We start from the raw sequence: 11340 nt of genomic DNA on the forward strand, positions 1-11340 counted from the left end.
GAATTTATTTTTGCTGATTAAACTATAATTTTCTCTCTTTCTGAAATAATCATAAAACGAAGAAAGATAAAATGTCCAGCAATAAAAAATATCATCGCAACTGGCTTTAGGAAACCTAAATCTAAATAATAGTATTTTACGCCTAACGCAAATATATTTAAAGCAAAACATAATGCTGCGGCGAGTAAATATTTACTAGCTTCATCATTTTTCATTATAAAATTCCCAAGAGCAAATCCGCCTATGAACGAAATAAATAAACTTTGAAGTAAATTAATAATTAGTGCATATCCAAAAACTTCTTCGTAAATTAAGTAAATCAAATAGGTAAACAAAAATAGAAAAGGAATCGAGCCGATTAGTATTGGAACGAAATTGAGATTTCTTAATTTTTCAAAAATTGTAAGAAAAATAAAGAATCGGCTGAGCATGAACAGTATGGTTGCAACAAATATCACATCGGAAACTACAGATAAAAACAAAACATTTGCACTCCAATTTAATAGTAATGCAACAATGTACACTTTAGAGGCTTTCTCAGAATTATACCAATAGATAAATAGAATCAATGGTAATAACAATGGTTTAGAGAGTGAAATTATAAAATCACTGTACAAAAATTCTCCAATTATCTCAATTGCAGCTAAACCAAAAAAACTTAAAGTTACTATTTTAAGCATATCTTTCTTAGGAATCATTTGTTTCATCTAACCAGTTTTTGAAGCTTCTTTAGTTAATGCATACTTTGTAATAAAATAATAGGATAGTACTTGCGCAAATAAATGAAGAACATCTAAAACGACAAGTTGTGTTTGATAATTATAAACAATATAAAAAGTATCTGAAACTATTATGCACGTTACTCCAATTCCTAAAAACAAATTAGCATTGTTCAATTTACAAATCAAATTATAACCTGCAAAAATGGATACAAAAAACAATAAACCACCATAAATCATAATTAATATTCTAATCAATAATTCGTGAAAAAGAAATAAATCAACAATAGAATACCACAAATAACCTACAAATAGAATCAATATAACTAAGGATGGGATATTGAAAACGTTGAATTTAAATCGTTCTAAATTTTGAAAAGCCATTACAAGCAAAACCAGATTCGCAATAAAAAACGGAACTAAAATATAATATACTTCGTTATCAAAATTCATTAAACCAACAGAATCACCAATAAAACAGCAAAGCAAAAACAAGAGCAGTAAATAGTTTTTCTTTTTTGTTTCTATCAAATAATAAAAAGAAATTGCCGGAATTATAAACGGAAGAGAAATTAAAGTTAAAGTTTCATTTCGCAACACATCTGCAAAAACAGCCAAAAAACAAAAAAGAAAATAAATTATAAGTGCTACTCTACTAGTTTTCATTAAGCATAGTTATAAAATCATTTTCTGATATAATTGAAATTCCCAATTTATTTGCTTTATCTAATTTAGCTGGTCCCATATTTTCTCCTGCAACAACATAATCGGTTTTCGCCGATATTGAACTTCCTACTTTACCTCCATTATCTTCAATCGCTTTCTTTAAATCGTCTCGAGAAAATTGTTCGAAAACACCAGAAACTACAAAGGTTTTACCTACTAATTTTTCTGTGGCGTTAGGATTGTGTTTTTCAATAATTTCAAACTGGATACCAAAATTCTTTAATCGCGCAATAATAGTACTATTATTTTGATTTTCGAAAAATTCAATAACACTTTGTGCAATTCTCTCACCTATTTCATCAACTAAGATTAAATCCATAAGAGATGCCTTACTTAATGCATCAATGCTTTTATAATGCTTGGCTAATTTCTTGGCAACAGTTTCGCCAACATAGCGAATTCCGAGTGCAAAAAGAACGCGTTCAAACGGAATTTCTTTCGATTTCTCGATTCCGTTTACAAGATTTTCGGCACTTTTTCGAGCCATTCGCTCTAACGGAATTACTTGCTCAACCGTTAACTCATACAAATCGGAATAATCTTTTACCAAATTATTATGGAATAGTAAAGCAACTGTTTCACCACCAAGACCTTCAATATCCATGGCTTTTCTCGAAATATAATGTTGAATTCGACCAATAATTTGCGGCGGACAACCATAGAAATTCGGACAAAAATGATTGGCTTCTCCTTCTTTTCTAACTAATTCTGCATGACATTCTGGACAATGCGAAATGTATTTTGTTGGCTCTAATTGATTTCCTCGTTGAGCAACACCAATTATTTTAGGAATAATTTCGCCACCTTTTTCTACAAAAACGCTATCACCTACTCTAATGTCTAACTTTTCAATTTGATCGGCATTGTGTAAAGAGGCACGTTTTACAATAGTTCCAGCCAATTGAACTGGTTGCAAATTGGCAACTGGAGTTATAGAACCAGTTCGTCCAACTTGATAAGAAATAGAATTTAAAACAGTAGTTACTTGTTCTGATTTAAACTTATATGCAATTGCCCAACGCGGTGATTTGGCAGTGTAACCCAATTCGTTTTGATGGTTAAAATCGTTTACTTTTATCACAACACCATCGGTTTCGTAAGGTAAATTGTGTCGGTGAACATCCCAATATTCTATAAATTCGAAAACCTCATCGAGATTATTGGCTAGTTTTGATTGATTTGGAACTTTGAAACCCCAATTTCTGGCGGTTTCTAGTCCTTCGTATTGTGTAGAAAATGGTAAATTAGTTCCGGTAATGAAATACAATAAACAATCTAGCGGACGTTTGGCAACCTCAGCACTATCTTGTAATTTCAAACTTCCAGAAGCAGTATTTCTCGGGTTAGAATAAGGCGTTTCACCAATTTCTATCAACTCCTGATTCATTTTTTCAAATCCTTCAAAAGGCAGAATTATTTCTCCACGAATATCAAATTTTGGCGGATAATTTCCTTTTAATTGTAACGGAATTGATTTTATTGTTTTGATATTATTAGTAACCTCATCGCCTTGAAATCCATCGCCACGCGTTACTGCTTTACTTAACTTTCCGTTTTCGTAAGTAATAGAAATAGATGCACCATCGTATTTTAATTCGCATGTATATTGCAAAGGAACATTTCCTAAAACCTTTTGGATTTTAACTTCCCAATCTTGTAAATCTTCTTTAGAATAGGAGTTGTCTAAGGAATACATTCTATTTTCATGAACAACCGTCTGAAAATTCTTGGTAATTGTTCCGCCAACGCGTTGCGAAGGTGAATTCTCATCAAAATATTCTGGATATTGTGCTTCTAAATCTTGAAGTTGCTTTAACTTTTGGTCAAATTCAAAGTCGGAAATAGTAGGTTTATCTTCCACATAATAGTTGTGGTTGTGGAGGTTAAGTTCCTCACGCAAATCCTGTATTGTTTTTTGAATGTCCATAAAAAAGAAATGGGTAATTTAGTTCGTTTTGCGTACTAATTTAACCAATTTAATTTTAAAAAATAAAAAAATTAACCTTGAATAATGGTATTAATTTGAATATATAATTGACCATCGCTTAAAATTGCACCTTCGGCAATTAAATTAAAAATATCCAAATTACGATCTTCACCATATTCTTTTTTACCAATATGCATTTCTACCGTATCTGTAAATAAATTGTCACTAAGCCATTGCAAACCATCTTTAGTCATGAAATCGACAGTAGTATCTAAAGATTTAATTACAATTGATTGAATAAATTTCTCTTGAGTATGAAAAAGGAAAATATGATTTTTAGAAAAGTGTTCCAAAAACTGAGCGCTTGTTAAAACACCTTCCCAAATTAAATCTGAGAAAACGTCCAATTCTTGTTCGGCTACTTCAGGTTTGTTAACCTTAATTTCGTCCCACTCCTTTTTATCTATTGATTGTGAAGCCAAGAAATTAGCAAATTCTTGATGCAATGCTTCAAATTGTTCTTTTGTTAATCTTTTGTATTTCATAGTTATTTGCCACGAAGGCGCAAAGTCACAAAGTTCATTTATTGTTTAATGATTCGCCAAAAAAACAAGTGAAACAAAGTAATTGCAAAATTATTAAAACCTTTGAGTCGATATGTTTTAGCGGCAAACTAAAAAAAAATCCCGATTTTCATCGGGACTTTATATTTATGATAGCGAGATATTAAACCTCAGCTAAAATTTCATAAGGTAAATCTACAATTACGTCTCTGTGTAATCTTACAGATGCATTGTATTTTCCAGTTCTTTTAACAACACCACTAGTGATAAATTTTCTATCAATAGAGATACCTGCTTTTTCTAAAGCTTCAGCGATGTTGATGTTGGTTACAGAACCAAATAATTTTTCTCCACCAGCTTTAGAAGTGATTTTAACTTCAAGAGCTTTAATAGCATCAGCAATTTTAGTAGCGTCAGCAATAACTTTAGCTTCTTTGTGTGCTTTTTGCTTTAAGTTTTCAGCTAAAACTTTCTTTGCAGAAGGTGTAGCCAATTGAGCAAATCCTTGAGGAATTAAAAAGTTACGACCGTAACCAGCTTTAACTGATACGATATCATCTTTAAATCCTACGTTTTGAACGTCTTGTTTTAATATAAGTTCCATGTTGTTGTCCTTATTATAGAAGTTAGGTTCTTTGTTACGAGAAACCAACAACTGAGTTTTTTAAATTATTTTAATAAATCGGCCACGTATGGCATTAAAGCTAAGTGACGTGCTCTTTTAACAGCAACTGATACTTTTCTTTGGTATTTTAATGAAGTTCCTGTTAAACGTCTTGGTAAAATTTTACCTTGCTCGTTAACGAATTTCAATAAAAAGTCTGCATCTTTATAATCAATATATTTGATTCCAGATTTTTTGAAACGACAATACTTTTTAGTTTTGTTTGTTTCGATGTTCAAAGGCGTTAAATATCTAATATCTCCGTCTTTTTTTCCTGAAGCTGATTGTTGTAATGTTGCCATGATTAAGCTTTTGCTACTTTAAGTTTTTCTCTTCTTCTTTCTGCCCAAGAGATTGCGTGTTTATCTAAACTTACAGTTAAGAAACGCATTACTCTTTCGTCACGTCTAAACTCAGTTTCAAAAGCAATTAATACTTCTGGTGACACTTGGAATTCAAATAAATGGTAAAAACCACTTTTTTTGTTTTGGATTTCGTAAGCTAATTTTTTTAAGCCCCAATCCTCTTTTCATACCATCTTAGCTCCTCTACTTGTAAGAAAATCTTCAAATTTGCTTACTGTTTCCTTTACCTGAACGTCAGATAAAACGGGATTTAAGATGAAAACAGTTTCGTAATGATTCATAATAAATATGTTTTAATTATATAAAATTGGGTGCAAAAGTAATCATATTATTTTAATAAACAAGCTAAATTCAACTTTAATCGCCAAAATGCAAAAAACACCGATTAAAATTAGTTTTATCAAAAAAAATAATTTATTTTCGTTGCACCAAATCTATAATAAAAAATAAATTATGAAACTAAATTGTGTAGTTGTTGATGATAGTTCGCTTCAGCGGATGGTCATTGCAAAGTTAGTAAATAATCACCCAAACTTGAACTTAGTTGGTGATTTTTCTAATGCAATTGAAGCGAAAAATTGTATGACAGTTCATGCTGTTGATCTAATTTTTCTTGATGTAGAAATGCCTGTGATAAGCGGATTTGATTTCATTGACGGATTAAAAGTTAAACCTCAAGTGATTTTTATAACATCCAAAGCTGAATATGCCTTGAAAGCTTTTGATTACGACGCTACAGATTACCTACAAAAACCAATTGTATTAGAACGTTTTAATGCCTCGGTAAAACGTGCATTAGACTTATATATGTTACGTCAAGACAATCATGAAGACGAAGGCGATCATATCTTCATTAAAAGTAATTTGAAAAAACTTAAGGTTTTTACAAACAAAATTAAATGGATTGAAGCTTATGGCGATTATGTAAAAGTAGTAACCGAAGAAGATACTAATTTGGTACTTTCTACGATGAAATCTTTTGAAAAAGACTTATCTAAAGACAAATTCATTAGAGTTCATAAATCGTACATTATTAATATCGATAAAGTAGAACGTTTCAATAGTAAATTTGCCGAAATTGGAGTTACTAAAATTCCTTTAAGCAGAAACAAGAAAGAAGATTTAATAAGAGCTTTAGCAATAGCTTAATAAAAATCTACGTTTGCAGTAACTTTTATAGTTCTGTATTGCGGAACAACATCAAAACTATTCAGTATTTTCTGGATAGTTTTTTTTGTGCTTGAAATAGAAGAATCTTGTGGGATTTTAACCATAATCGTTCGAATGTATTCGTTTCTTATTCGATTAATTCCTGGTTCTTCTGGACCTAAAACTGGTACATTCAAATTTTGCTGCATTACTTGATACAACCACATCGATCCTTCTTTTAATTTTTCGAAATCTTTGTGCTTCAACGTTAGTTTTATCAAACGAAAAAATGGTGGATATTTATAAATTTGACGTTCATACAATTGCTCTTTATACATTCCAATATAATCATTGTGCGTTACTTGCTGAATTACATTATGATTTACGTTGTACGTTTGTATAATCACTTTACCACGTTTATCAGAACGACCAGCGCGACCTGAAACCTGCGTCATCATTTGGAAACTTCTTTCAAAAGCTCTAAAATCGGGATGATACAACATGTTGTCGGCATTCATGATTCCTACTAACGAAACGTTATCAAAATCCAATCCTTTCGCAAGCATTTGGGTTCCAACTAAAATATCAATTTCTCTATTTTTAAAACTATCAATTAATTTTTCAAAACTGTATTTTCCGCGAGTGGTATCTTGATCCATTCGCTTGATGTTTTTTGTTGGAAATAACTCCGCCAATTCCAATTCTATTTGTTCTGTTCCAAATCCTTTTGCAGAAATATCTACACTAGAACACGCGTGACAATTAGTAGGTTTTGCAATTGAATAACCACAATAGTGACAACGCAATTGATTTTTAAATTTATGATAGGTCAAACTCACATTACAGCTTGTGCATTGCGGAATGTGTCCACAAGTAATGCATTCTAAAACTGGTGAAAAACCGCGTCTATTTTGAAATAAAATCACTTGCTCGCCCAAAGTCAATGCTTCAGTTATCGCTTCAATCAAAGTCAGACTGAAATGACCTTTCATTCGTTTCTTGAAATAATTTTCTTTTAAATCTACCAATTCCACTTCGGGCAAAGGTGCTTTTCCGAAACGCTCTTGGATAGAAATCATGCCAAATTTTCCCGATTGCGCATTGAAATAGGTTTCAATACTTGGCGTTGCCGAACCTAATAAAACTTTGGCTTTTTGGGCTTGAGCCAAAACAATTGCGGCATCACGTGCATGATATCTTGGTGCTGGATCTTGCTGCTTGAACGTTTGTTCGTGCTCTTCATCAATTATAATTAATCCTAAATTGGAATACGGTAAAAATAAAGCCGACCTTGCACCGATTACGATTTTAGCTTTTTCAGAATTCTCTAAAACTTGATTCCAGACTTCTACTCGTTCGTTATTAGAATATTTCGAATGAAACACAGCAACTTCATTTCCAAAATGTCGCGTTAGTCTAGAAACTAGTTGTGTTGTCAAAGCAATTTCGGGCAATAAGTACAAAACTTGTTTGCCTTGAGCGATAAATTCTTCTATTAGTTTGGTATAGATTTCGGTTTTACCTGATGACGTAACACCATGAAGCAACGAAACTTCTTTCGATTGAAAACTTTCTTTAATTTCAAGAAAAGCTTTTTGCTGCGCTTCACTTAAATTTAAATTATTCTCTTTTTTATTTTTATCAAAATTGACTCGGTCTTCTTGAATGTAATATTCTTCAAATATATTTTTATCAACCAAAGCTTTTATTGTTGCTGTAGTTGATTTCGAAATTTCGGTAAGATGCTTTACAGAAATTGGTTTTTTATCCTGAGCATTTGTTTGAAAGTAATGCATCAACACTTCTTTTTGCTTTGCTCCTTTTAGGGAATCTAATAAAGCCATCAAACTTTCATCAGTCGAATAATTTTCGTGCAAACGAATATATCGAATAAGTTTGGGTTTGTATTCTTCTTGCATTTCTTCTTGGAGAGAAAGTACATTTTTGTTTAGCAATTTTTGCACCACAGGAAAAATATTTTTCTTGTTTAAAATTGCCATAATATCTTGAACTTTCAACGAACTTTGATGCTGAAGTGCTTCGTAAATTAAAAATTCATCGTCAGATAACTCGCTTTCATCAATTGTATCACCTTGTTTGTGCGAAATAATAGTTTCGCTTTCTAAGATAAAAGCCGATGGCATTGCGCCACGAAAAACATCTCCAATGTTACACATATAATACGATGCAATCCATTGCCAATGGTCAATTTGAAATTGATTTACAATGGGTTTTTCGTCTAAAATTTGATGAATTTCTTTGGCTTCATAAAGTGTTGGCGGATTGTTGTGAGAAGCAACGACCAAAGCTGTATAAATTTTATTTTTCCCAAACGGAACTGCAACTCGCATTCCTGGTTTGATGTAATTGTACTCGGCTTCTGAAACGCTGTAAGTAAACGTTTTTGGTAATGAAAGCGGTAAAATTACTTCAATGAAATGCATTTTTTAGAGAGGAAATAGAATAGAGAAAAAAGAGTATAGAAAATAGAGTATAGAAAATAGAATATAGATTAATTCCTTTTGGAGAGCATTAGCTTTTTAAACGACTCCAATATTGGGTTCTTCCGAAGAGTGAAATACCAATAAAACCTCTTACTTTTAGTTTATCTTTTCCCTCTAAAGTTATGTAACATTTGTACGTTTTTCCGTTTTTAGGATCGAGGATTTTTCCACCATTATATTCGTGTCCTTCTTTTTTTAATCCTTTGATGAAAGTCAAACCTAGAAGCGGCTTGTCTTTACTTTCACCTTGGCACAACGTACATTTTTTATTTTTGTGTTGCGATTCGAAAATTTCTACAATTTTCCCGTAATAAACACCGTCTTTTTCAAAAATCTCGACAATGCCTTTTTCAACTCCGGTTTCATCGTCGACGGTTTTCCATTTTCCAACAACGGATTGGGAGAACGAAATTTGAAAAAACAAAAGCAAAATAGTAAGTACTAAAAATTTCTTATTCATGTTCTGATATATTTTTTTTTCCTTTATCATTCTCTATTTTCTTTAATTTATGAATGGATGCATTTAATTCGAACCCAAGTAATAAAATCATACTATTTATCCAAATGTAAAACATTACAACCAATAAAGTCCCAATAGAACCATAAAGTTCGTTGTATTTTGAAAATTTAACAACCCAAATTCCAAAGAAATAGGAAGACAAAATTATTAAAATTGTAGTAAAAACCGAACCAATAGAAATAAAAGAACGCTTCATTTCTTGCTTCGTTCCAAATTTAAATAAAATTGAAGTTGTAACTAATATCATCGCAATAAGGAAAATATATCTTCCCATTTGGATGAGTGGAATTTTATCTGAAAGTACATCTTGAATTTTTGTCTTCTGAATAAAAACCTCAAAAATTACAATGGTTGCAACCGTTATAATTAAAATAAAAGACAACAAAATTGACATTCCCAACGAAACAAAATACTGACGAAAATACTTTCTTTTCAAAGTAACGTGATGCGAAGATTCAAATCCGCCAAGAACCGCATTTACTCCATTTGCCATTAATATAATTGCCATGAAAAAACCAGTAGAAATTAATCCAGAGTTACTATTGTGTAAAATATCATTGATTATTTTAGAAATAGCATCGTAAGTCGTTGGTGGCACACTTTGCTGCACAAATCCCATAAAATCTTCTTGAAAACCTTCAATAGGTATAAACGGAAGTAAATTTAAAATAAACAGCGCAAACGGAAACAATGCCATAAAAAAGCTAAAAGCAATTGCCGTCGCGCGATAGGAAATAGCACCTTCAATAATTCCAACAAAATACATTTCTAGCAAATCGTATAATGATAAACCATGCAGCCAAGGAAGCTTTATAGTTTTACCAAACAACACGAGTTGCTTTAAAACTGGAATTTTTAGTAACTTATCTTCTATTTCTATAGACATATTTTTCAGATTGCAGATTGCAGGTTTCAGATTTCAGGTTTCAGGTTGCAGAATTCAGATTACAGATTGCAGGTTGCAGGTTGCAGATTTCAGGTTTCAGATTTCAGATTGCACGTTGCACGTTGCAGATTTCAGGTTTTAGTTTTTTTTTTACAAAAATTTATTTAGGTTGTTCATCATATAATTTAATAATTTTCCTACTTCGATACTTTTCTCAGTTAATAAATTAAACTCTTCATTTTCAATATATTTACAAGCTAACGCATATTCTAACCAAACTTGGGTTTCAGCATTTTCTGAATCACTATCAGTTAATTTGGAAACAAAATGCTTTTCATATCTCCGTTTTCTAGTTGCTTCAGCAATATTAGCAGAAACACTTCTTGAAGAACGCCTAATCTGATCAGTTAATGAATATTTTTCTTCTGATGGAAATTTCTTTGATATCACAAAAATCATCATTGAAAGTTCAAATGATTTTTTATAAGCTAATAAATCTTGAAATCGCATAAATTCTTACTTTAAAATAAAAAAATCAGTAAACTATCACCTACTTTTTGTAATCTGAAATCTGTCATCTGCTATCAATCATCTACCATCTGTAATCTGCTATCTGTAATCTGCCATCTGCTATCTGCTATCTAATCAATCGCTTTCAAACTCAAATCCATATTGTAAACAGAATGTGTTAATGCTCCAGACGAAATATAATTTACACCACATTCGGCATATTCTCTAATCGTTTTTTCGTTGATATTCCCTGATGATTCTGTTAAACATTGCGTTCCAATTAATCGAACGGCTTCTTTTGTATCTTCAAAGTTAAAATTATCGATTAGAATTCTGTAAATTCCTTCAGATTTTAAGATTTCTTTAATTTCATCTAGGTTTCTTGCTTCAACGATAATCTTTAAATCTTTATTATTCTTTTTCAGGTATTCTTTAGTTTTATTGATGGCATTTGTAATTCCACCAGCAAAATCGTTGTGATTGTCTTTGAGCATAATCATGTCGTACAACGCAAATCGATGGTTTTCGCCGCCACCAATTTTCACCGCCCATTTTTCGCAAGCTCTGAAACCTGGAGTTGTTTTTCTTGTATCAAGAATTTTAGTATTTGTACCTTCTAGAAGTTTGACATAATTTCTAGTTTTTGTCGCAATCGCACTCATGCGTTGCATCGAATTTAAAACCAATCGCTCAGCTTTTAAAATAGATTGTGAACTTCCAGAAACGTGAAAAACAACGTCGCCATACTTTACTTCGCTTCCATCTTCAATAAACGTTTCGACTTTCATATTGGCATCAACATAATTG

12 protein-coding genes and 1 pseudogene are annotated in these 11340 nt (G+C 31.6%); 1 reads left to right on the top strand and 12 read right to left on the bottom strand.

The genetic code is table 11. The features are described from left to right. Positions 1-17: 17 nt before the first annotated feature. The 7 genes and pseudogenes from DIU01_RS03240 to rpsF form a co-directional block, all read right to left on the bottom strand. Positions 18-707 carry a hypothetical protein gene (locus DIU01_RS03240; protein ID WP_290831818.1) on the bottom strand — a complete coding sequence of 230 codons (690 nt, stop codon included), beginning with the start codon at positions 705-707 and terminating at the stop codon, positions 18-20. After that, on the bottom strand, positions 708-1385 hold the full coding sequence (locus tag DIU01_RS03245; RefSeq protein WP_290831819.1) for a hypothetical protein: 678 nt from the start codon (positions 1383-1385) through the stop codon (positions 708-710). It lies immediately after the preceding gene. Beyond that, the gene (ligA, locus tag DIU01_RS03250) at positions 1375-3372 is read right to left on the bottom strand and encodes an NAD-dependent DNA ligase LigA (RefSeq protein WP_290831820.1); all 1998 of its coding nucleotides are present in this window, start codon (positions 3370-3372) and stop codon (positions 1375-1377) included. The genes DIU01_RS03245 and ligA overlap by 11 nt, the downstream gene beginning before the upstream one ends. A gap of 71 nt (positions 3373-3443) precedes the next feature. Next, entirely contained in the window at positions 3444-3917 is a 474-nt protein-coding gene (locus tag DIU01_RS03255; protein ID WP_290831821.1) for a DUF6495 family protein, read from the bottom strand. A gap of 181 nt (positions 3918-4098) precedes the next feature. After that, entirely contained in the window at positions 4099-4539 is a 441-nt protein-coding gene (gene rplI / locus DIU01_RS03260) for a 50S ribosomal protein L9 (RefSeq protein ID WP_035128292.1), read from the bottom strand. Between the two features lie 65 nt (positions 4540-4604). Next, positions 4605-4901: a 30S ribosomal protein S18 gene (gene rpsR / locus DIU01_RS03265; RefSeq protein WP_007138295.1), complete on the bottom strand. Its 297-nt coding sequence runs from the start codon at positions 4899-4901 to the stop codon at positions 4605-4607. A gap of 2 nt (positions 4902-4903) precedes the next feature. Further along, positions 4904-5245 (bottom strand): annotated as a pseudogene (rpsF, locus tag DIU01_RS03270) (30S ribosomal protein S6). Between the two features lie 172 nt (positions 5246-5417). On the opposite strand from rpsF, the gene DIU01_RS03275 reads away from it, so the two are divergent. Continuing rightward, a complete protein-coding gene (locus DIU01_RS03275; protein ID WP_290831822.1) occupies positions 5418-6113 on the top strand; it encodes a LytTR family DNA-binding domain-containing protein in 696 nt (231 codons plus the stop codon). Here the strand turns inward: DIU01_RS03275 and priA are convergent. The 5 genes from priA to nadC form a co-directional block, all read right to left on the bottom strand. Further along, complete coding sequence (gene priA, locus DIU01_RS03280) at positions 6110-8557, bottom strand: primosomal protein N' (protein WP_290831823.1); 2448 nt, start codon at positions 8555-8557, stop codon at positions 6110-6112. The genes DIU01_RS03275 and priA overlap by 4 nt on opposite strands. A gap of 88 nt (positions 8558-8645) precedes the next feature. Beyond that, a complete protein-coding gene (locus DIU01_RS03285) occupies positions 8646-9077 on the bottom strand; it encodes a DUF2147 domain-containing protein (protein WP_290831824.1) in 432 nt (143 codons plus the stop codon). Continuing rightward, positions 9070-10023, bottom strand: a complete 954-nt coding sequence (locus DIU01_RS03290) for a YihY/virulence factor BrkB family protein (protein WP_290831825.1) — start codon at positions 10021-10023, stop codon at positions 9070-9072. The genes DIU01_RS03285 and DIU01_RS03290 overlap by 8 nt, the downstream gene beginning before the upstream one ends. Before the next feature lie 150 nt (positions 10024-10173). Next, positions 10174-10533: a four helix bundle protein gene (locus DIU01_RS03295; protein WP_290831826.1), complete on the bottom strand. Its 360-nt coding sequence runs from the start codon at positions 10531-10533 to the stop codon at positions 10174-10176. 131 nt (positions 10534-10664) lie between these two features. Then, positions 10665-11340 (bottom strand): carboxylating nicotinate-nucleotide diphosphorylase (gene nadC, locus DIU01_RS03300; RefSeq protein WP_290831827.1); only part of this gene is annotated, 676 nt, incomplete at its 5' end.

The sequence above is a fragment of the Flavobacterium sp. genome (assembly GCF_003525665.1).
Classification (GTDB): domain Bacteria; phylum Bacteroidota; class Bacteroidia; order Flavobacteriales; family Flavobacteriaceae; genus Flavobacterium.